Genomic DNA, 21,857 nt, shown 5'->3' with positions numbered 1-21,857 from the left:
TGCAACTCCCATGACAGACGCTCTCAAGCGCCTCTCCGACGAAGGCGTCGCGATCTGGCTGGACGACCTCTCGCGCCAGCGGATCACGTCCGGCAACCTGGCCGAGCTGATCGACCAGAGCCACGTGGTCGGTGTCACCACGAACCCGTCCATCTTCCAGAAGGCCATCTCGGAGGGGCACGGCTACGACCAGCAGCTCGCCGACCTCGCGGCCCGCAAGGTGACCGTCGACGAGGCCATCCGCATGATCACGACGGCGGACGTCCGTGACGCCGCCGACATCCTGCGGCCGGTCTTCGACGCGACCGACGGCCAGGACGGCCGGGTCTCCATCGAGGTCGACCCCCGTCTCGCCCACGAGACGGCCGCCACCATCGCCGAGGCCAAGCAGCTGGCCTGGCTGGTGGACCGCCCCAACACCCTGATCAAGATCCCGGCCACCAAGGCGGGTCTGCCGGCGATCACCGAGGTCATCGGCCTCGGCATCAGCGTCAACGTCACGCTGATCTTCTCGCTGGAGCGCTACCGCGCGGTCATGGACGCCTACCTGGCGGGTCTGGAGAAGGCCCGCGAGCGCGGCCTCGACCTCTCCAAGATCCACTCGGTGGCGTCCTTCTTCGTCTCCCGCGTGGACACGGAGATCGACAAGCGCCTGGAGGCCCTCGGCACCGACGAGGCCAAGGCGCTCAAGGGCAAGGCCGCCCTGGCCAACGCCCGTCTGGCCTACGAGGCGTACGAGGAGGTCTTCTCCTCCGACCGCTGGGCCGCCCTCGACAAGGCGCAGGCCAACAAGCAGCGTCCGCTGTGGGCCTCGACCGGCGTCAAGGACCCGGCGTACAAGGACACGCTGTACGTCGTGGACCTGGTCGCCCCCGGCACGGTGAACACCATGCCGGAGGCCACCCTGGAGGCCACCGCCGACCACGGCGAGGTCACCGGTGACACCGTCCGCGGCACCTACGAGCAGTCCCGCGCCGAGCTGGAGGCCGTCGAGAAGCTGGGCATCAGCTACGACGACGTCGTCCAGCTCCTGGAGGACGAGGGCGTCGACAAGTTCGAGGCGTCCTGGAACGACCTGCTCAAGTCCACCGAGGCGGAGCTTCAGCGCCTCGCACCTTCGGAGGCGTAAGCACTTTGAGCGCAGTCCACGGAGCCAACCCGCTCCGTGACGCCGCAGACCGACGGCTCCCGCGCATCGCGGGGCCGTCGGGTCTGGTGATCTTCGGCGTCACGGGCGATTTGTCCCGTAAGAAGCTGATGCCTGCCGTCTACGACCTGGCCAACCGCGGCCTGCTGCCGCCGGGCTTCTCGCTCATCGGCTTCGCCCGCCGCGAATGGGCGGACGAGGACTTCGCGCAGGAGGTCTACGAAGCCGTCAAGCAGCACGCGCGCACCCCCTTCCGCGAGGAGGTGTGGCAGCAGCTGATCCAGGGCATGCGGTTCGTCCAGGGCGACTTCGACGACGACACGGCCTTCGAGCAGCTCAAGTCGACGATCGAGGAGCTCGACAAGGCACAGGGCACGGGCGGCAACTTCGCCTTCTACCTGTCGGTGCCGCCGAAGTTCTTCCCCCTCGTCGTCCAGCAGCTCAAGAAGCACGGCCTGGCCGACCAGAAGGACGGTTCCTGGCGCCGCGCGGTCATCGAGAAGCCCTTCGGCCACGACCTGGTCTCCGCCAAGGAGCTCAACGAGGTCGTCCACGAGGTCTTCCCGCCCGAGGCGGTCTTCCGGATCGACCACTACCTCGGCAAGGAGACCGTCCAGAACATCCTGGCGCTCCGCTTCGCCAACACGCTCTTCGAGCCGATCTGGAACCGGTCGTACGTCGACCACGTGCAGATCACCATGGCCGAGGACATCGGCATCGGCGGCCGCGCCGGCTACTACGACGGCATCGGCGCCGCCCGTGACGTCATCCAGAACCACCTGCTCCAGCTGCTCGCGCTGACCGCGATGGAGGAGCCCGCCTCCTTCGACGCCGACGCGCTGGCCGCCGAGAAGACCAAGGTCCTCGGCGCGGTGAGGCTGCCCAAGGACCTGGGCAAGTCCACGGTCCGCGGCCAGTACGCAGCCGGGTGGCAGGGCGGCGCGAAGGCCGTCGGCTACCTCCAGGAAGACGGCATCGACCCCCAGTCGAAGACCGACACCTACGCGGCCATCAAGCTGGAGATCGACAACCGCCGCTGGGCGGGCGTCCCGTTCTACCTGCGGACCGGCAAGCGCCTGGGCCGCCGCGTCACCGAGATCGCGGTCGTCTTCCAGCGCGCCCCGCACTCCCCCTTCGACCACACCGCGACCGAGGAGCTCGGCCGCAACGCCATCGTCATCCGGGTCCAGCCGGACGAGGGCGTGACGGTGCGGTTCGGCTCCAAGGTGCCCGGCACCCAGATGGAGATCCGGGACGTGTCGATGGACTTCGCGTACGGCGAGTCCTTCACGGAGTCCAGCCCCGAGGCGTACGAGCGGCTCATCCTCGACGTCCTGCTCGGCGACTCCAACCTCTTCCCGCGGGTCGAGGAGGTCGAGCTGTCCTGGAAGATCCTCGACCCGATCGAGCAGTTCTGGGACACGCACGGCAAGCCCGCGCAGTACCAGTCCGGGACCTGGGGTCCGGTCGAGGCGGACGAGATGCTCGCACGAGACGGCAGGAGCTGGCGCCGGCCATGAAGACCGACCTGACGGACACCACGTCCTCCAAGATCAACAAGGCGCTGGTGCTCGGGCGGCGGGCGATCGGCACGCCGGCCGTCGGCATGGTGCTCACCCTCGTGATCGTCACCGACGAGGAGAACGCCTACGACGCGCTCAAGGCGGCCAACGAGGCGTCCCGCGAGCACCCCTCGCGGACCCTCGTCGTCATCAAGCGGGTCTCGCGCTCCCCGCGGGACCGCGCGAAGGCGCGGCTCGACGCCGAGGTCCGCCTCGGCGCCGATGCCAGCACCGGCGAGACGGTGGTGCTCCGGCTGTACGGCGAGGTCGTCGACCACGCCCAGTCGGTGGTGCTGCCGCTGCTCCTCCCGGACGCCCCCGTCGTCGTCTGGTGGCCGGTGAACGCGCCTGCCGACCCGGCGAACGACCCGCTGGGTGCGCTCGCCCAGCGCCGGGTGACCGACACGTACGCCGCCGAGCAGCCCATCCAGGAGCTGACCGCGCGCGCGGACGCGTACACCCCGGGCGACACGGACCTCTCGTGGACCCGGATCACCCCGTGGCGCTCGATGCTGGCCGCCGCGCTCGACCAGGTCGTGTGCGAGGTCACCTCGGCCGAGGTGGAGGGCGAGGAGTTCAACCCGAGCGTCGAGCTGCTCGCGATGTGGCTCGCGGACCGGCTGAAGGTGCCGGTCCGGCGCTCGAAGTCGGCCGGCCCCGGTCTCACCTCCGTACGGATGGAGACCGACGCAGGCCCGATCGTGCTCGACCGGCCCGACGGCTCGCTCGCCACGCTCTCCATCCAGGGGCAGCCGGACCGTGCGGTGGCGCTCAAGCGCCGCGAGACGGCCGAGCTGATCGCGGAGGAGCTGCGCCGGCTCGACCCGGACGACACCTATGCGACGGCGCTCAGGTTCGGTCTGGAGCGGCTCGACGAGGAGGCGGCGACCATAGCCCCCGAAACCGTCGTGGACACGGTCGTGGAGACCGTCGTGGCGGCCGTCGAGGAGACGGCCGCCGAAGCGGCTCCCGCGGCCAAGCCCGCCCCCAAGAAGGCCCCGGCCAAGAAGGCGGCGGCCAAGTGAGCACTCCTCAGCTGGTCGTCCACCGCGACAAGGAGCTGATGGCCGAGGCCGCCGCGGCCCGGCTGATCACGAAGATCGTGGACGCCCAGGCCGCCCGCGGTTCCGCCTCGATCGTGCTCACCGGCGGTCGCAACGGCAACGGCGTGCTCGCGGCGCTCGGCTCGGCGCCCGCGCGGGACGCGGTCGACTGGTCGCGGCTCGACCTGTGGTGGGGCGACGAGCGGTACCTGCCCGAGGACGACCCCGAGCGGAACGTCACCCAGGCCCGTGCCGCGCTGCTCGACCGGGTGCCGCTCGATCCGGCGCGGGTGCACGCCATGCCGGCCTCGGACGGGCCGTACGGCGGCGACGTCGACGCCGCCGCGGCGGCGTACGCGGAGGAGCTGGCCGCCGCCGCGGGTCCCGGTGACCACGGCGGGGTGCCGACCTTCGACGTGCTGATGCTGGGCGTCGGCCCGGACACGCACGTGGCCTCGCTCTTCCCGGAACTGCCGGCGGTCCGCGAGACCGAGCGGACGGTGGTCGGTGTGCACGGCGCGCCGAAGCCGCCGCCGGTCCGGATCTCGCTGACCCTCCCGGCCATCCGGGCGGCGCACGAGGTCTGGCTGCTCGCGGCCGGAGAGGACAAGGCGAAGGCCGCGGCGATCGCGCTGTCGGGCGCGGGCGAGGTGCAGGCCCCGGCGGCCGGGGCCTACGGGCTCTCGCGCACGCTGTGGCTGCTCGACGCGGCGGCCGCGTCGGAGCTGCCGCGGAGCATGTATCCGCCGGCCTCGGCCTGACTCCCCTCGTACGGGGCTCGACGCCCCCGTACGGAGGCCCGGTTCACCCCCTCCCCGACTTCGTCCGGGGACCCTCAGGTGGGCCGGGCCTCCGGCTTTTCCAGGAACGGCGCGAGGAGCCCCGGTACGGCCTCGGCCGCGAAGTTCAGGCCCTGGCTCTCGCCCGCGTCGAGGATGTCGTACGCGCCGTCGCCCGCCGCCGTGGTGGCGGTGAGGGTCAGGACTCCGGCGCGGCGCTGGAAGCAGGACTGCTTGACGGTCCAGCCGATGACGCCGGAGCGCTGGAGGGCGACCGTCGTCCGCCGGACGGTGCCCGAACGGGTCACGAGGAAGCCGCCGCTGACGCCGTGTCCGAGGGCGCGGTACGCGTCGAGGGCGAGCAGCACGGCGACCGGTCCGAGGACGAGGGCCCAGCCGACCGCCACGTACAGCAGGACCGGCGTGAGGAGCGCGCCGAGGACGGCGAACACCACGGCCGGCCCGAGGGAGCCCCACAGCGCCCGGCGCAGCCGCCGGGCGCGGGCGGCCCGGGGGTGGGCGGCGAGGGGCGCACCGGTCGGCGGCTCCGGCTCGCGCAGCACCAGGGCGGCGATCAGCTCGGCCCGCTCCCGGGGGACGGCGGGCAGCAGGTTCTTCAGGTCGGCGTGCTCGTCCTCGTCGTCCTGGGCGAGGCCGGTGGCGACGGCGTCGACGCGGGCGGCGCCGAACAGCCGCACCCCGAGCGGCTCGACGAGCTCGATCCCGCGCAGCCGGCGCTCCTCCAGCGTGACCGACCGGGCGGTGAACAGGCCCCGGCGGACGCGGAGGGTGCCGCCGGGCTCGCGCTCCAGGCGGTAGTTCCACCACATCTCGATCCACAGGCCGAGGGCGCCGGCGGCCCCGGCGACGGTGGCGATCAGCACCAGGTCGACGATCGTCCAGGTCAGGGAGGTGTCCCGGAAGCGGTCCCCTATCCAGTCGATGACCTCCGCCTGGGCGCCGAACCACTCGCTGACCTGCAGGACGGCGCCGGCAGCGGCACCGCCGAGGGCGGGGGCGAGGAAGGAGACGGGGGCGTAGCGGATCCAGCGCGGGTCGAGGACGGCCAGGACTCCGTCGTGGTCCGGCTCCCCGGCGACGGCGGCGCGGGCGAGGAGCTCCCGGCGGAGCCGCTCGCCCTCGGCGCGGGCGACCAGGTCCAGTTCGAGGGTGGACTCGGCGCCGCCGGTGCTCTCGCCGGTCCCGATGCGGACCTTGACGAGGCCGAGGACGCGCTGGAGGGCGTTGGCGGTGAGGTCGACGCTGCGGATCCGCTCGCGGGCCAGCGAGCGGCGCTTGAGGAGCACGAGCCCGGTGTGGAGTTCGATCCTCTCGGGGCCGATGCGGTAGCGGGTGCGGCGCAGCCGGACCAGGTCGGCGGCCGTCCCCCCGAGCACGAGCAGCGCGGCGCCGGCGAGGACCCAGGAGACGGCCTGCCACAGCGGCCGGCTTCCCGAGAGGCCGGCCACGACCGGGAGGGCCGCGCCGCCGGCCGCCCCGCAGAGGACGGCGGCGCCGGCGAGCAGGGTGCGCGGGTCGAGCCGCCGCCACCCCTCGCTCATGTGGCGTCCCCGGGGGTGGCCCGGGTGAGCGCGGTGAGCCGCTCGGCGAGCTCGGCGGCGCGCTCGTGGTCGAGGCCCCCGATGCGGATCGCCCCCTTGGAGGAGGCGGTGGTGACGGTGACCGTGGCGAGCCCGAAGGTCTGCTCCAGCGGGCCGCGTACGGTGTCGACCGTCTGGATGCGGGACATCGGGGCGATCCGCCACTCCTGCCAGAGGGCTCCGGTGCGCACGTAGACGGCCTCGTCCGTGACCTCCCAGCGGTGCACCCGGAACCACCAGGCGGGGAAGAACGCGGTGCAGCCGAGGCCCAGGGCCGCCACGGCCCCGGCCGCGAGCAGCAGCCAGGACCGGGCGGGTCCGATGAACGCCCCGAGGGCGGCGAGCACCACCACCGGTACGGCGGTGGTCGCCAGGAGCCGGCTGCGCCACCAGGTGACGGCCCGCTCGTCGACGGCGTTCCTGGGCGGCCGCAGCCGCACCGCGTCCTCCCCCGTCATCCGGTTACCGTCCGCGCAGCGAACGGTAGGCCGAGACGAGTCCGGCGGTGGAGCTGTCGAGCTGCCCGGCCCCCTCGCCCCGGGTCAGGACCGGCTCGATCTTCTTGGCGAGGACCTTGCCGAGCTCGACGCCCCACTGGTCGAAGGAGTCGATGTTCCAGATGGCGCCCTGGACGAAGACCTTGTGCTCGTAGAGCGCGATCAGCTGGCCGAGGACGGACGGGGTGAGCGAGTCGGCGAGGATCGTGGTGGTCGGGTGGTTGCCCTGGAAGGTCTTGTGCGGGACGAGCTCCTCGGCGACGCCCTCGGCCCGTACCTCCTCGGGCGTCTTGCCGAAGGCGAGCGCCTGGGTCTGGGCGAAGAAGTTGGCCATGAGCAGGTCGTGCTGGGCGACGAGCCCGGGCAGCAGGTCCTCGACGGGGCGGGCGAAGCCGATGAAGTCGGCGGGGATGACCTTGGTGCCCTGGTGGATCAACTGGTAGTAGGCGTGCTGGCCGTTGGTCCCGGGGGTGCCCCAGACGACGGGCCCGGTCTGCCAGTCGACCCGGTTGCCCTCGCGGTCCACCGACTTGCCGTTGGACTCCATGTCGAGCTGCTGGAGGTAGGCGGTGAACTTGGACAGGTAGTGGGAGTACGGCAGGACGGCGTGCGACTGGGCGTCGAAGAAGGCGCCGTACCAGACGCCGAGGAGACCGAGCAGCAGCGGCGCGTTCTCCTCGGGCGGGGCGGTGCGGAAGTGCTCGTCGACGAGGTGGAAGCCGTCGAGCATCTCGCGGAAGCGCTCCGGGCCGATGGCGATCATCAGGGAGAGGCCGATGGCGGAGTCGTAGGAGTAGCGGCCGCCGACCCAGTCCCAGAACTCGAACATGTTCGCGGTGTCGATGCCGAACTCCTCGACCTTCTCGGCGTTGGTCGAGAGGGCCACGAAGTGCTTGGCGACGGCATCCTGGCCGGCGCGCAGCTCGGTGAGGAGCCAGTTCCGCGCGGAGGTGGCGTTGGTGATCGTCTCGATGGTGGTGAAGGTCTTCGAGGCGACGACGAACAGCGTCTCGGCGGGGTCGAGGTCGCGGACGGCCTCGTGGAGGTCGGCGCCGTCGACGTTGGAGACGAAACGGAACGTCAGGTCCCGCTGGGTGTAGGAGCGCAGGACCTCGTAGGCCATGGCGGGACCGAGGTCGGAGCCGCCGATGCCGATGTTGACGATGTTCCGGATGGGCCGGCCGGTGTGGCCGGTCCACTCGCCCGCGCGGACCTTGTCGGCGAAGGCGGCCATCTTGTCGAGGACGGCGTGGACGCCGGGGACGACGTTCTCCCCGTCGACCTCGATGACGGCCTCCCGGGGGGCGCGCAGCGCGGTGTGGAGGACCGCCCGGTCCTCGGTGGTGTTGATCTTCTCGCCGCGGAACATGGCGTCGCGGAGCTCGGCGACGCCGGTGACGGCGGCCAGTTCGCGCAGCAGGGTCAGCGTCTCGCCGGTGACGAGGTGCTTGGAGTAGTCCAGGTAGAGGTCGCCGACGCGCAGGGTGTAGTCGGTGCCCCGCTCCGGGTCGGCGGCGAACAGTTCGCGCAGATGGGTGTCGCCCAGCTGCTCACGGTGCTTGCCGAGGGCCGCCCACTCGGGCAGCCGGTTGAGCCTGTTGCGGCCTTCGCTTGTCATCTCGGACATCGCCCACTTCTTCTCGTACTGCTTGTCTGCCCCGCTGCACCCCCCAACCTAATTGATCAGGGGGCCCAGCGACGCGACGGCGAGCGCGAACAGCGCCGCCGCGAGGAGGGCCGGTGCGTGCGGTCCCGGACCGGCGGCCGCGGCGCCGCCGAGGAGCGCGCCGAGCGGCGCGCCCGCGACGGCGAGGGTGCGGAAGGCCGCGGCGATGCGGCCGAGCATCCCCTCGGGGGCACGCTCCTGCACGAGGGTCGTCTGCTGGACGTTCCACACCGTCCCCATGAGGCCGAACACCGCCATGGCCCCGATCGACACCCCGAGGACGGGCACCGCGCCCATCAGGACCAGGCAGGCGGTCTGGACGGTTCCGGCGAGGAACACGGCGCGCACGCGTCCCGTCCGCTCGGCGATCCGCCGGGCCGGGGAGCCGCCGGCGACGGCGCCCAGGGCGTAGGCCGTGATCGTGGCGGCGTACGCCGTGTTCCCCGCGGTTCCCGCCGGGCGGCCGTCCGTCACGTGGACGACGAGGGTGGCGATGAGGGCGCCCATGCCGACGTTGCAGAGGGTGGTCGCGGTGCAGAGCCGGCGCAGGGTCCGGTCCGCGCGCAGTGCGGCGAGGCCTTCGGCCATCTCGGCGCGGAGCGTGGACCCGGCCGGGCGGGGCGGCCGCTCGGGCGCGCCGGTCCGCAGGGAGGCGACGAAGAGGGCGGCCAGGACGTACGTGACGGCGTCGGCCGCGTAGGGGACGGCGGGCCCGGCGAGCAGCAGGACGGGCACGGCGGGTCCGGCGAGGAGGCCGCCGGCGAGCTGCTGACCGGACACGAGGCGCGCGTTGGCCCCGGCCAGGGTCTCGGCGGGGACGAGCGCGGGCAGCAGGGCGGTGGCCGCGTTGTCGAAGAGGGTCTGGAGGGTGGTGAGGGCGAAGGCGAGGAGGAGGAGCAGGGCGATGGAGACGTGTCCGAGGGCGACGGCGGCGGCGAAGGCGGCGACGAGTCCGGCGCGGACGAGGTCGACGGCCCACATGGCCCGCCGCTGGTCGACGCGGTCGGCGACGGCGCCGCCGAGGAGTCCGAAGAGCAGCCAGGGCAGGAAGCCGCAGGCGGTGACGGAGGCGATGAGGAGGGGGTCGTCGGTGAGCGAGGCGGCGAGCAGCGGCAGCGCGGCGGTGCGCAGCGAGTCGCCGAACCGGGAGACGACCGCGGCCGTCCACAGCCGTCCGAAGCCGCCCCGCCAGGTGGGCGCCGCCCTGCTGCCGCCCACCGCCTCCGTCACCGCCACGGCGCCCCCTCGGTCCGGTGATCCCCCGTCGTACCGACCGTAGAGGACGCCACTGACAACGCCGCCCGCACGGCGGACGAGCACCCGTGGCACACGGAACGGGCCTTGCCCGCGAACTCGGTTCGCGGGCAAGGCCCGTTCGTCACACCGTCACACCACGCTTCAGATCTCGCCGCGCAGTTTGGCCAGCGCCTCGGCGAGGATCGCCTCGCCGTCCGCGTCGCTGCGCCGCTCACGCACATAGGCGAGGTGGGTCTTGTACGGCTCCGTGCGCGGCGGGTCCGGCGGGTTGTCCCGGTCCTGACCTGCCGGGAAGCCGCAGCGCGGGCAGTCCCAGGTATCCGGGACCGCCGCGTCGCTGGCGAAGCTCGGCTGTGTCTCGTGCCCGTTCGAGCACCAGAAGGAGATGCGGAGGCGCGGTGCCGACTCGCCCCGCTCGGCCTCCCCCATCGGCCCCGCTCCGACCCGGCTTCCCCGGATCGCGTTGCCACTTGCCACGGTCGTAACTCCCTGCGTGATGGTGCTCGAAGATGCCCCAGTCTACGTAAGGCCCAACGCGCGTCCAGTGATTGGAGTTACCCGTCCAACTTCATCAGCAGACCGAGCACCACAATGCAGGCGAACCAGAGCAGACCGACCACGACGGTGATCCGGTCAAGGTTCCGCTCGGCGACCGAGGAGCCGCCCACGGAGGACTGCATGCCGCCTCCGAACATGTCGGAGAGGCCGCCGCCCTTCCCCTTGTGCATCAGCACGAGCAGCATCAGCAGCGCGCTGAAGACGATCAGGGCGATCGAGAACCCCATAACCACGGCTGGACCAACTTCCTCGGACTTATACGGACGGGGGCCGGGCACCTGCCCGACCCCCGCAAGGGTACGACGTAACTCCGCTACCGCATACTCACTGGTCGCGGAAGCGCACGATCTTGACGAACTCGTCGGCGTCCAGCGAGGCGCCGCCGACCAGGGCGCCGTCGATGTCGGCCTTCGCCATGATCTCGGCGACGTTGCCGCTCTTGACGGAGCCGCCGTACTGGATGCGGATCTTCTCCGCGATCTCCTGCGTGTACAGCTCGGCGAGCTTGCCGCGGATCGCCGCGCAGACCTCCTGGGCGTCGTCGGCGCCGCAGACCTTGCCGGTGCCGATGGCCCAGACCGGCTCGTACGCGATCACGATCGTCTCGGCCTGCTCGGCCGGGACGTCCTTGAGGCCGCCCTCGACCTGGGCGAGGGTGTGCGCGACGGCGTTGCCGGCCTCGCGCACCTCCAGCTCCTCGCCGACGCAGAGGATCGGGGTGACGCCGTGCTTGAAGGCGGCCTTCACCTTGGCGTTGCAGACCTCGTCGTTCTCGGCGTGGTACTGGCGGCGCTCGGAGTGGCCGACGGCGACGTAGGCGCACTTCAGCTTGGACAGCATCGGGCCCGAGACCTCGCCGGTGTAGGCGCCGGAGTCGTGCTCCGAGATGTCCTGGGCACCGTACTTGATCTTGAGCTTGTCCCCGTCGACCAGGGTCTGGACGGACCGCAGGTCGGTGAAGGGGACCAGGACCGCGACCTCACAGGCGTCGTAGTCCTTGTCGGTCAGGGCGAAGGCGAGCTTCTGGACGTGGGCGATGGCCTCGAGGTGGTTGAGGTTCATCTTCCAGTTGCCCGCCATCAGCGGGGTTCGCGTGGTCATAAGGGGGTCAGTCCTCCAGTGCGGCGAGGCCGGGCAGCGTCTTGCCCTCGAGGTACTCGAGGGAGGCGCCGCCGCCGGTCGAAATGTGGCCGAATGCGTTCTCGTCGAAGCCCAGGATGCGGACGGCCGCGGCGGAGTCGCCACCGCCGACGACCGTGAAGGCCGGGGAGTCGAGGAGCGCCTGGGCGACGGCCTTGGTGCCCTCGGCGTAGTCGGGGTGCTCGAAGACGCCCATCGGGCCGTTCCAGAAGACGGTGCCGGCGTCGGCGAGCTTCGAGGCGTAGAGCTTACGGGTCTCCGGACCGATGTCCAGGCCCTCCTGGTCGGCCGGGATGGCGTCCGAGGCGACCGTGGTCGGGTTGGCCGGAGCCTTGGTCTTCAGGTCCGGGAAGTCGGGCGAGACCAGGACGTCGACGGGGAGCACGAACTCCACGCCGCGCTCCTCGGCGCGCTGGAGGTAGGCCCGGACCGCCGGGATCTGGTCCTCCTGGAGCAGCGAGATGCCGACCTCGTGGCCCTGGGCCTTGAGGAAGGTGTACGCCATGCCGCCGCCGATGAGGATGCGGTCGGCCTTCTCCAGGAGGTGCTCGATCACGCCGAGCTTGTCGGAGACCTTGGCACCGCCGAGCACGACCGCGTACGGCCGCTGGACGTCCTCGGTGAGCTTCTTCAGGACGCCGACCTCGGTGGCGATGAGGTAGCCCGCGGCGTGCGGGAGGCGCGCCGGGAGGTCGAAGACCGAGGCGTGCTTGCGGTGCACGGCGCCGAAGCCGTCGCCGACGTACAGGTCGGCGAGGGCGGCCAGCTGGTCCGCGAAGGCGCCGCGCTCGGCGTCGTCCTTCGAGGTCTCGCCGGCGTTGAAGCGGAGGTTCTCGATGACGGCCACCTGGCCGTCGGCGAGGCCCGCGACGGTCTCCCGGGCGGAGTCGCCGACGGTGTCGGTCGCGAAGGCCACCTCGGCGCCGAGCAGCTCGCCGAGGCGCGCGGCGGCCGGGGCCAGCGAGAACGCCGGGTCCGGGGCACCCTTGGGGCGGCCCAGGTGCGAGGCGACCACGACGCGGGCGCCGGCGCCGGCGAGCGCCTTGACCGTGGGCACGACGGCGCGGATGCGGCCGTCGTCGGTGATGGTCGTGCCGTCGAGCGGCACGTTGAGGTCGGCGCGGACGAACACGCGCTTTCCTTCGACGCCCTCGTGGAGGAGCTCGTCGATCGTCTTCATCTGTTAACAGACTCCTTGGTACGCGGTGGAGCACACAAACAGGGCTCGCACAGCGCGGCGTTGCGCTGCCCGAGCCCTGCTCACATCGATGGCCTGCCCTGAACCCTAGAGCCTAGAGCCGGCCGCCGACGAAGACGGTGAGGTCGACGAGACGGTTGGAGTAGCCCCACTCGTTGTCGTACCAGCCGAGGATCTTGACCGTGTTGCCCTCCTGGACCATGGTCAGGGAGGCGTCGAAGGTGCAGGACGCCGGGTCGCTGACGATGTCCGAGGAGACGATCGGGTCCTCGGTGTAGAAGAGGATGCCCTTGAGGTCGCCGTCGTCGGCGGCCTTCTTGAACGCGGCGTTGACCTCGTCCTTGGTGACCTCGCGGTCGAGGGTGACGACCAGGTCGGTGGCGGAGCCGGTCGGGACCGGGACGCGCATGGCGATGCCGTCGAGCTTGCCCTTGAGCTGCGGGAGGACCAGGGCGGTGGCCTTGGCGGCACCCGTCGTGGTCGGGATGATGTTCTCCGCGGCGGCGCGGGCGCGGCGCAGGTCCTTGTGCGGGAAGTCCAGGATGCGCTGGTCGTTGGTGTACGCGTGGACCGTGGTCATCAGGCCCTTGACGATGCCGAAGTTCTCGTCGAGGACCTTGGCCATCGGCGCCACGCAGTTGGTGGTGCAGGAGGCGTTGGAGATGACGTCGTGCTGCGCCGGGTCGTACTTGTCCTGGTTGACGCCCATGACGATGGTGATGTCCTCGTCGGTGGCCGGAGCCGAGATGAGGACCTTCTTGGCGCCGCCGGTGAGGTGCTTCGCCGCGTCCGCCTTCTTCGTGAAGATGCCGGTCGACTCGATGACGATGTCGACGCCCAGGTCGCCCCAGGGGATGTCGGCCGGGTCGCGCTCGGACAGCACCTTGATGGTGTGGCCGTCGACGGTGATGGTGTCGGCGGTGTGGGTCACCTCGGCCTTGAGGCGACCGAGGATGGTGTCGTACTTCAGCAGGTGTGCGGTGGTCGCGGTGTCACCCAGGTCGTTGACTGCCACGACCTCGATGTCGGCACCCTGCTCAAGGAGCGCTCGGAAATAGTTCCGGCCGATGCGGCCAAAGCCGTTGATGCCTACGCGGATCGTCACGAACCGATCTCCTCGTTAGGTACGCCGGTGTGCTCGACGCCGGCGAGATTTTTGTTTTTTGGGATGTCCCCGACCGCTTACGACCCTACCTCCCCAGCCGCCGACGAGTGACATCCTGCACATCCGGATGAGCCCGGAAAGTAAGGAAAAACGGCCGACGGCCCGCCCCTACCACCGGGTACGGGCCGCCTTGGGACCTTTGTCCCCGCTACTCTCCGTCAGCGCCGGAGCGCCCCGAGGGCGCGGCCGACGACCCGTGCGCGCTCCGCCGCGCCGGGCACGTGCTCCAGGCCGTAGCCGAGGAGGACGGTGTCGCTCGTGGTGACCGCCGCCCGGGAGTGGAAGAGCGCCGCGGAGCGCGTCCAGTCGGAGGCGTTGCCGGGGCTGCCGGCCGGAGCGCCCGGTGCGGACCAGGCGCCGAGGGAGGTCTCGAAGCCCTCCGCCTCGGTGCCGGCGCCGGTGACGAGCCGGGTGTCGTCGACGAAGGCGCCCGTCTCTCCCGTGCCCGGGTCGGAGACGTAGGAGAGGGCGAGCTCGACCTTCTTGCCGGCCCAGGCGCTCAGGTCCACGGAGGCCTGCCGCCAGCCGTTGGAGGGGCCGGTGAAGGCGTTCCAGGAGCCGGTGGTGCCGGTGGGCGCGCAGCCGTCCTCACCGACGGTGAGGTAGTGGGCGAGGAAGGGGTGGCCGCGGACGTAGTAGCCCTCGCCGCAGTCGGCCGGGGGCTCGGCGGAGGTGCCGCCGTTGAGGTCGGGCAGCGTCGTCCAGTCGTCCTGGCCGACGGTGTGGGCCTCGACGACGAGGTTGTCGTAGCCGGGCTCGGTGTCGTAGCTGACCTGGAAGTCCAGGCGCGGCTTCGACCCGGCGGCGACGCCGGTGAGGTCGACGGTCCTGGCGAGCCGGGCCCAGGTGTCGTCGGTGTGCTTGACGGCCGCGAAGGCCGATCCCTCGGCGGGCTCGAACGGGGTGCGGATGCCCGGGTAGTCGCCGGCGGAGGCGCTGCTCGCGAACTGCGGGAACTCCTCCGGCCCGAGCGTGTCCGAAGTGACGGTGTACGCGCCCGCGTTGTCCAGCGGGTTGTCGGCGGCGGCGCCGAGCGTCGCGCCGACGCCCGCGAAGGCGCCCGTGCCGCTGAAGGCGGGCGGGTTCTTGAGGCCCGCGCGGTGGTAGGCGCCGAGGTAGTACTGGGCGAAGTCGTTGGACTCGGCCCGGCCGACCTGGGTGAGCCCGCCGGACTTCTCACCGGCGTTGATCAGCTTGCCGCCCTCGTTGAGGTAGGCGCGGACGGCGAGCTGGGCGGCCCCGGAGGGACGCTCGGCGCCGGTGTACCAGACGACGGTGCGGAAGTGGGAGAGCACGCCGAGGGCGTCCGGGGCGCCCTGGGTGGCGACGTCCCAGACGGCGGCCCTGCGGCCGTTGTCGGCGAGCGCCCGGACGTACGCGTCGGCGTGCCGGGCGGCGGTGCCCTCGTCGGCGAGGACGAGCACGTCGCCGCGGGGACGCTCGGCCACCTTGTAGGTGAAGGGGGCGGAGGAGGTGGTGCGGCCCTCGCGGGTGCGGGCGGTGAACCGGACCTCGACGGAGTCGCCGGGACGGGCTCCCTCGACCTCGGCGCGGTACTCGTCGAAGTAGAGGTTGTCCTCGCCTCCGAAGGTCTCGCCGCCCTTCCAGGCCTCCAGCTCCTCGCTGTGGACGCGGCCGCCGTTGATCCGGTACGTGAGGGTCTTGCCGCGCAGCGACTTGCGCGCGGTGACGGCGACCTGCTGCCCCTGGCCCCGGGCGTAGGAGGTGGTGAAGGTCTTCGGGGTGAGGTCGGGGGCGTCGATGCCGACCGGGGAGACGGGCCGGTCCGGGTGGGCGGCGGTCTCGGCGACGGCGAGCGCGAAGGGGACGTTCTTGGCGAACTCGGCCTGGATCAGCTTCTCGTCGTCCGGGAAGGTGAAGACGGAGGCGCAGTCGGCCGGGTTCCAGGCGTCGTTCGGGTCGACGCGGGAGGCGGTGGCGCAGGTCGACATCTCCGGGGTGAACATCTGCATCCCGTTGACGTTGGCGGCGTGTCCGTCCGCCTCGCCGTTGGTGATGTAGAGCTCCGAGGAGACCTGCGGGCGGTAGCCGGGCACGGCGGACTTCTGCGGGGTGCCGGCGAGGGCCTTGAGCGCCACGTCGTCGGGGGTGTCGGTGGCGACCTGCCAGCCGACGCCGTACAGCAGGAGCTGGGCGGCCGAGTGGTAGTTGATGCCGTACGCGAAGCCGATGCGCTTCTGGAAGGCGTCGAGGGCACGGGTCTCGGGCTCCGACATGGGGCCCTTGCCGCGGAAGGTCTCGTCGGCCGGGTCGGGGGACGAGCCCTCGTTGTCGTAGCCCCACTTGTAGGCGAAGTTGCGGTTGAGGTCGACGCCGTCGCCGGGGGCGATCCTCCCGTCGCCGTCGTTGTCGCGGAGGTTCTTGCGCCACTGCCGGTTGGCGGGGTCCGCGTGCGTGTGGTCGTAGCCGTCCGGGTTGGCGGAGAGCACGAACCACAGCTCGGTGGAGTCGACGATGCGGGTGATCCGCTCGTCCTTGCCGTAGTTGTCGAGGTAGTGGTGCATCAGCCGCCGGGTCATCTCCGGGGTGATCCACTCGCGCGCGTGCTGGTTGGACATGTACAGCGTGGCGGGCTTCGAGCCGTCCTTGGTGCGCTGGGCGCCCTTGGTCAGCTTGAGGGCGAGGATGTCCTGGCCCCTGAGGGTCTTGCCGATGGAGACGACCTTGGTCAGGCCGGGGTTGGCCCGTGCGGTGTCCAGGATCTCCTGCTTGAGGCCGTTCGGTCCTCCGTACGGGCGGAAGACGCCGTCCCCGGCGGCGGCGACCCGCTTCTCGGTCTGGGCGGTGAGGCTGTGCTCGACGATCTCGACGCCCTGGCCGCGCAGCTGCCCGGCCTGCCGGCCGGTGAGGAAGAGCTCGACCGTCGCGGAGCCCTTCGCCGGGACCTGCTCGGTGAGTTCATGGGCGTCGGCACCGGCTTCGAGGAGCAGCGGGACCTGCTCCTCGGTGACCTCGGCCCGCCACACGGAGAGGGCGTCGCCGCCGTCCCGGTCGTTCGGCTGCGCTCCGGCGACGGGCGCCGCCGCCACTCCCGCGATCAGCAGTGAAGCCGCGGCGAGGATCGATCTCGCTCTGCGTCTCATGTGCCCCCCTTGCTGTTGTCTGCCTCGAAGGTGAACAGACGCCAGGCTCTTGGGCGCTCATGGGACTGTCAAGGGTGCCTCGCGGGGTGTACGAAAAAGCTGCCGGTGCCTCAGAAAGGCACCGGCAGCACGGAGTTCGGGTTCCGTGCGGTGACGGATCGGGTCAGCCGACGAGGCTGTCGTCGAGCTCCTCCGTCAGGTTGGACTCGGTCCCGGGGATGCCCAGGTCCTGCGCCCGCTTGTCGGCCATCGCGAGCAGCCGGCGGATCCGGCCGGCCACCGCGTCCTTGGTCAGCGGCGGGTCGGCGAGCGCGCCCAGCTCCTCCAGGGAGGCCTGCTTGTGCTCCATGCGGAGCCGGCCGGCGGCGGCGAGGTGCTCCGGCACCTCCTCGCCGAGGATCTCCAGGGCACGCTGCACGCGGGCGCCGGCGGCCACCGCGGCGCGGGCCGAGCGGCGCAGGTTGGCGTCGTCGAAGTTGGCCAGGCGGTTGGCGGTGGCGCGGACCTCGCGCCGCATCCGCCGCTCCTCCCAGGCCAGCACCGACTCGTGCGCGCCGAGCCGGGTGAGGAGGGCGCCGATCGCGTCGCCGTCGCGGACGACGACCCGGTCCACGCCCCGCACCTCGCGGGCCTTCGCCGCGATGGAGAGCCGCCGCGCCGCGCCGACCAGGGCGAGGGCGGCCTCCGGACCCGGGCAGGTCACCTCCAGGGAGGAGGACCGGCCGGGCTCGGTCAGCGAGCCGTGCGCGAGGAACGCGCCGCGCCAGGCTGCCTCGGCGTCACAGGTGGCCCCGGAGACCACCTGCGGGGGAAGGCCCCGGATGGGGCGGCCGCGGCCGTCCACGAGACCCGTCTGCCGAGCCAGCTGGTCGCCTCCGGCCACCACCCGCACCACGAAGCGCGAGCCGCGCCGCAGCCCGCCGGGGGCCATCACGATCAGCTCCGAGCTGTGCCCGAAGATCTCCAGGACGTCCCGCTTGAGGCGGCGGGCCGCCATCGCGGTGTCGAGCTCCGCCTCGATCACGATGCGGCCGCTCACCAGGTGCAGCCCGCCCGCGAACCGCAGGATCGACGAGACCTCTGCCTTCCTGCAGCAGGTCCGGGTGACGGGGAGCCGGGAGATCTCGTCCTTCACCGCTGCGGTCATCGCCATGGGCCGATCCTTCCATGCATCCGAAAAATACGGTCGTACGCGGCGGCCAACAGCTCCGGGTCATGCTTCGCGGAGCCGTCGGGCCCGGCCACCGGCGCCAGCTCGACCGCGGCGCCGAGCCGCTTGGCGGCATCGACGAGGGGCTCCCTCGCTGACACGTCGGGCACGGCGGCCTCGTCGGCCAGCACCACGTCCAGGGCGAGTTTAGGGGCGTGTCGTCCCAAAACCTCCAAATGACGCTGCGGGGAGAAGCCCTCGGTTTCTCCGGGCTGCGGTGCGAGGTTCAGCGAGAGCACCTTCCGGGCCTTCGTCTCGACCAGGGCGTCGAGGAGCTCGGGGACCAGGAGGTGGGGGATCACCGAGGAGAACCAGGAGCCGGGACCGAGCACCACCCAGTCCGCGTCCAGGACCGCCGCGACCGCCTCGGGCACGGCCGGCGGGTCGTTCGGCACGAGGTGCACGGACTGCACCTCGCCGGGGGTGAGCGCCACGGTCGCCTGGCCGCGGACGGTGTCCACGTCGTCCGGCCGCTCCGGGTCGTGGCCCCTGACCAGGGCCTGGAGCTCCAGGGGCACGGCGGACATGGGCAGCACCCGGCCCTGGGCGCCGAGCAGCCGGCCGACCAGGTCGAGGGCCTGCACGGGATCGCCGAGCTGTTCCCAGAGGGCGACGATCAGCAGATTGCCGACGGCGTGGCCGCCCATCTCGCCCTTGGACTGGAAGCGGTGCTGGATCACCCGGGCCCAGGTCTGGCCCCAGTCGTCGTCGCCGCAGAGGGCGGCGAGCGCCTTGCGCAGGTCGCCCGGGGGCAGCACGCCGAGCTCCTCCCGGAGCCGGCCGCTGGAGCCCCCGTCGTCGGCGACGGTGACGACGGCGGTGAGGTCGCCGGTGATCCGGCGGAGCGCGGCGAGGGACGCCGAAAGCCCCATGCCGCCACCGAGCGCGACCACCTTGGGCTGGGCGCCGCGCCTGCGGAGCGTACGCCGCACCGCGAGGGTGGAGGCACGCCGACGGTACGGCTTCACTCGCGCCCCATGTCCCGGTGGACGACGACGGTCTCGACCCCTTCGGAGGCGAGGCGGGCGGCGAGGCGCTCGGCGGTGGCCACGGAGCGGTGCTTGCCGCCCGTGCAGCCCACGGCGATGGTCACGTACCGCTTGCCCTCGCGGCGGTAGCCCGCGGCGATCAGCTGGAGCAGCTCCGTGTAGCGGTCGAGGAACTCCTTGGCACCCGGCTGGTTGTAGACGTAGTTCGACACCTCCTCGTTGAGGCCGGTGAAGGGGCGCAGCTCGGGGACCCAGTGCGGGTTCGGCAGGAAGCGCATGTCGACGACGAGGTCGGCGTCGACCGGCAGGCCGTACTTGAAGCCGAAGGACATCACGGTGGCCCGGAGCTCGGGCTCCTCGTCGCCGGCGAACTGGGCGTCCATCTTGGCGCGCAGCTCGTGGACGTTGAGGCTGGAGGTGTCGATCACCAGGTCGGCGTCGCCGCGCAGCTCGCGCAGCAGGTCGCGCTCGGCGGCGATGCCGTCGGTGATGCGGCCGTCGCCCTGGAGCGGGTGCGGCCTGCGGACCGACTCGAAGCGCCGGACCAGGGCCTCGTCGGAGGACTCCAGGAAGACGATCCGGCGGGTGACCTGCTTGGCGTCCAGGTCGGCGAGGGACTCCCTGAGGTTGTCGAAGAACTGCCGGCCGCGGACGTCCACGACGACGGCGATCCGGGCGACGTTGCCCTGGGAGCGGGCGCCGAGCTCCACCATGGTGGGGATCAGCGCGGGCGGCAGGTTGTCCACGACGAACCAGCCGAGGTCCTCCAGACACTTCGCCGCGGTGGACCGGCCGGCTCCGGACATGCCGGAGATGATCACCAGCTCGGGAATGGCCGCCTCGGCGCCGTTGTCGCCGGGGGTCTCCTTCGTGCCCGTACTCACGTGTCCTGCTCCGTCTTCTCGGTCGTGCTCGTCGTGCGCGTGGCGCTCGGTCATGCGGTGGTGCCCCCGTCGTCTTCCATGATCTCTCCTGTGGCCGTGTTCACGGCGGGTGCGGCGGGGGCCGCCTGGGCCAGGGCCACGGCGACCGCCTCCGCGGTCTTCCGGCCGAAGCCGGGGACCTCACAGATCTGCTCGATTGTCGCCTGCTTCAGCCGCTTCACCGAGCCGAAATGCTTGATCAGGGCCTGCTTGCGGGACTCGCCGAGGCCGGGGACGGCGTCGAGCGGGCTGGTCCGGAGACGTTTGGTCCGCTTGGACCGCTGGTAGCGGATGGCGAAGTCGTGAGCCGTGTCACGCACCCGCTGGAGCAGATAGAGGCCCTCGCTGGAGCGGGGCAGGACCACCGGGTCGTCGTCGCCGGGCAGCCAGACCTCCTCCAGGCGCTTGGCGAGGCCGCAGACCGCGACGTCGTCGATGCCGAGTTCGTCGAGGGCGCGACGGGCCGCGGCGACCTGCGGCTGCCCGCCGTCGACGACGACGAGCTGCGGCGGGTACGCGAAGCGCCTGGGCCGCCCGTCGTCCTCGGTCGGCTCCGCCGGAACCTCGCCGTCGGGCGCCGGTCCCCACTCCCCCGTACGGTCCTTCTCGGCCAGGTACCGCTTGAAGCGGCGGCTGATCACCTCGTGCATGGACCGGACGTCGTCCTGGCCCTCGAAGCCCTTGATCTGGAAACGGCGGTACTCGCCCTTGCGGGGCAGCCCGTCCTCGAAGACGACCATCGAGGCGACGACGTCCTCGCCCTGGAGGTGCGAGATGTCGAAGCACTCGATCCGCAGCGGCGCCGAGTCCAGGTCCAGGGCCTCGGCGATCTCCTCCAGGGCCCGGGAGCGGGTGGTCAGGTCGCTGGCCCGCTTGGTCTTGTGCAGCACGAGCGCCTGCTGGGCGTTGCGCGCGACCGTCTCCATCAGGTCCTTCTTGTCGCCGCGCTGCGGGACGCGCAGCGAGACGAGGGAGCCGCGGCGGCCGGAGAGCCAGGCGGAGACGGCCTCCGTGTCCTCGGGCAGCGCCGGGACCAGGACCTCCTTGGGGACCGTGTCGCCGCTCTCCTCGCCGTACAGCTGCTGGAGGGCGTGCTCCACGAGCCCCGCCGTGTCGACGGCCTCGACCTTGTCCGTGACCCAGCCGCGCTGGCCCCGGACGCGGCCGCCGCGCACGTGGAAGATCTGGACGGCGGCCTCCAGCTCGTCCTCGGCGAGGGCGATCAGGTCGGCGTCGGTCGCGTCGGCGAGGACGACCGCGTTCTTCTCCATGGCCTTGCGCAGGGCCTCTATGTCGTCGCGGAGCCGGGCGGCCTTCTCGTACTCCATGTCCTCGGCCGCGATCGTCATCTGCTTCTCGAGCCGGCGGATGTGCGTGCCGGTGCGGCCGGCCATGAAGTCGCAGAAGTCCTCGGCCAGTTCGCGGTGCTCCTCGGGCGTGACCCGGCCGACGCAGGGCGCCGAGCACTTGCCGATGTAGCCGAGCAGGCAGGGCCGTCCGGCGGAGGCGGCGTTGCGGAAGACACCCGCCGAGCACGTCCGCACGGGGAACACCCGCAGCATCAGGTCGACGGTCTCGCGGATCGCCCACGCGTGCGCGTACGGCCCGAAGTAGCGCACGCCCTTCTTCTTGTGCCCGCGCATGACCTGCACGCGCGGGAACTCCTCGTTCATGGTGACCGCGAGGTACGGGTAGCTCTTGTCGTCCCGGTACTTCACGTTGAACCGGGGGTCGAACTCCTTGATCCAGGAGTACTCCAGCTGCAGCGCCTCGACCTCGGTGGACACCACCGTCCACTCCACGGAGGCCGCGGTCGTCACCATGGTGGCCGTGCGCGGGTGCAGGCTCGTCAGCGGCTGGAAGTAGTTCGCCAGCCGCTGGCGCAGGGACTTCGCCTTCCCCACGTAGATCACCCGGCGGTGCTCGTCGCGGAACTTGTAGACCCCCGGGGAGTCGGGGATCTGACCCGGCTTGGGGCGGTAGCTGGAGGGGTCTGCCATGCCCACCACCCTACTGGC

At 71.8% G+C, this 21,857-nt stretch carries 18 protein-coding genes; 4 read left to right on the top strand and 14 right to left on the bottom strand.

Features of this window, described 5'->3' with window-relative positions:
* Positions 1-10 precede the first annotated feature (10 nt).
* Genes tal through pgl form a run of 4 tightly spaced genes read left to right on the top strand, consistent with a single transcriptional unit; the run spans position 11 to position 4,513 of the window.
* Positions 11-1,129: a transaldolase gene (gene tal / locus K7G60_RS11460; RefSeq protein ID WP_225800730.1), complete on the top strand. Its 1,119-nt coding sequence runs from the start codon at positions 11-13 to the stop codon at positions 1,127-1,129.
* Positions 1,130-1,134: 5 nt separating this feature from the next.
* Positions 1,135-2,667 (top strand): glucose-6-phosphate dehydrogenase, encoded by a 1,533-nt coding sequence (gene zwf / locus K7G60_RS11455; RefSeq protein WP_225800729.1) that lies wholly within the window; start codon positions 1,135-1,137, stop codon positions 2,665-2,667.
* Positions 2,664-3,734, top strand: coding sequence for a glucose-6-phosphate dehydrogenase assembly protein OpcA (gene opcA / locus K7G60_RS11450; RefSeq protein ID WP_225800728.1), 1,071 nt, complete (start codon positions 2,664-2,666; stop codon positions 3,732-3,734). Before zwf ends, opcA begins: the two co-directional genes overlap by 4 nt.
* Entirely contained in the window at positions 3,731-4,513 is a 783-nt protein-coding gene (gene pgl, locus K7G60_RS11445; protein ID WP_225800727.1) for a 6-phosphogluconolactonase, read from the top strand. Before opcA ends, pgl begins: the two co-directional genes overlap by 4 nt.
* 74 nt (positions 4,514-4,587) lie before the next feature.
* On the opposite strand, the gene K7G60_RS11440 is transcribed toward pgl, so the two are convergent.
* From K7G60_RS11440 to uvrC, 14 genes are all read right to left on the bottom strand, one after another.
* Entirely contained in the window at positions 4,588-6,093 is a 1,506-nt protein-coding gene (locus tag K7G60_RS11440) for a PH domain-containing protein (RefSeq protein ID WP_225800726.1), read from the bottom strand.
* A complete protein-coding gene (locus K7G60_RS11435) occupies positions 6,090-6,590 on the bottom strand; it encodes a PH domain-containing protein (RefSeq protein WP_225800725.1) in 501 nt (166 codons plus the stop codon). The genes K7G60_RS11440 and K7G60_RS11435 overlap by 4 nt, the downstream gene beginning before the upstream one ends.
* A gap of 4 nt (positions 6,591-6,594) precedes the next feature.
* On the bottom strand, positions 6,595-8,256 hold the full coding sequence (gene pgi, locus K7G60_RS11430; RefSeq protein ID WP_374115623.1) for a glucose-6-phosphate isomerase: 1,662 nt from the start codon (positions 8,254-8,256) through the stop codon (positions 6,595-6,597).
* 48 nt (positions 8,257-8,304) lie between these two features.
* Positions 8,305-9,531 carry an MFS transporter gene (locus K7G60_RS11425; RefSeq protein ID WP_225800724.1) on the bottom strand — a complete coding sequence of 409 codons (1,227 nt, stop codon included), beginning with the start codon at positions 9,529-9,531 and terminating at the stop codon, positions 8,305-8,307.
* A 162-nt stretch (positions 9,532-9,693) separates the two neighbouring features.
* Complete coding sequence (locus tag K7G60_RS11420) at positions 9,694-10,029, bottom strand: RNA polymerase-binding protein RbpA (protein ID WP_078908267.1); 336 nt, start codon at positions 10,027-10,029, stop codon at positions 9,694-9,696.
* Between the two features lie 77 nt (positions 10,030-10,106).
* The gene (gene secG / locus K7G60_RS11415; protein ID WP_030205174.1) at positions 10,107-10,337 is read right to left on the bottom strand and encodes a preprotein translocase subunit SecG; all 231 of its coding nucleotides are present in this window, start codon (positions 10,335-10,337) and stop codon (positions 10,107-10,109) included.
* A gap of 97 nt (positions 10,338-10,434) precedes the next feature.
* Positions 10,435-11,211 carry a triose-phosphate isomerase gene (tpiA, locus tag K7G60_RS11410; protein ID WP_225800723.1) on the bottom strand — a complete coding sequence of 259 codons (777 nt, stop codon included), beginning with the start codon at positions 11,209-11,211 and terminating at the stop codon, positions 10,435-10,437.
* Between the two features lie 7 nt (positions 11,212-11,218).
* Positions 11,219-12,430: a phosphoglycerate kinase gene (pgk, locus tag K7G60_RS11405; RefSeq protein WP_225800722.1), complete on the bottom strand. Its 1,212-nt coding sequence runs from the start codon at positions 12,428-12,430 to the stop codon at positions 11,219-11,221.
* Between the two features lie 112 nt (positions 12,431-12,542).
* Positions 12,543-13,553: a type I glyceraldehyde-3-phosphate dehydrogenase gene (gene gap / locus K7G60_RS11400; protein ID WP_225800721.1), complete on the bottom strand. Its 1,011-nt coding sequence runs from the start codon at positions 13,551-13,553 to the stop codon at positions 12,543-12,545.
* Positions 13,554-13,771: 218 nt separating this feature from the next.
* On the bottom strand, positions 13,772-16,717 hold the full coding sequence (locus K7G60_RS11395) for a M14 family metallopeptidase (RefSeq protein WP_225800720.1): 2,946 nt from the start codon (positions 16,715-16,717) through the stop codon (positions 13,772-13,774).
* Between the two features lie 163 nt (positions 16,718-16,880).
* Positions 16,881-17,870: a DNA-binding protein WhiA gene (gene whiA / locus K7G60_RS11390; protein ID WP_121830017.1), complete on the bottom strand. Its 990-nt coding sequence runs from the start codon at positions 17,868-17,870 to the stop codon at positions 16,881-16,883.
* Positions 17,861-18,895: a uridine diphosphate-N-acetylglucosamine-binding protein YvcK gene (gene yvcK / locus K7G60_RS11385; RefSeq protein WP_225800719.1), complete on the bottom strand. Its 1,035-nt coding sequence runs from the start codon at positions 18,893-18,895 to the stop codon at positions 17,861-17,863. Before yvcK ends, whiA begins: the two co-directional genes overlap by 10 nt.
* A complete protein-coding gene (rapZ, locus tag K7G60_RS11380) occupies positions 18,892-19,854 on the bottom strand; it encodes an RNase adapter RapZ (protein WP_225800718.1) in 963 nt (320 codons plus the stop codon). The genes yvcK and rapZ overlap by 4 nt, the downstream gene beginning before the upstream one ends.
* Positions 19,851-21,839 carry an excinuclease ABC subunit UvrC gene (gene uvrC, locus K7G60_RS11375; RefSeq protein ID WP_225800717.1) on the bottom strand — a complete coding sequence of 663 codons (1,989 nt, stop codon included), beginning with the start codon at positions 21,837-21,839 and terminating at the stop codon, positions 19,851-19,853. The genes rapZ and uvrC overlap by 4 nt, the downstream gene beginning before the upstream one ends.
* Positions 21,840-21,857: the final 18 nt, after the last annotated feature.

The organism is Streptomyces sp. NK15101, from assembly GCF_020400725.1.
Taxonomy (GTDB): domain Bacteria; phylum Actinomycetota; class Actinomycetes; order Streptomycetales; family Streptomycetaceae; genus Streptomyces.
The sequence above is the reverse complement of the archived record's forward strand: the minus strand, read 5'-3'. Positions and strand labels throughout refer to the sequence as shown.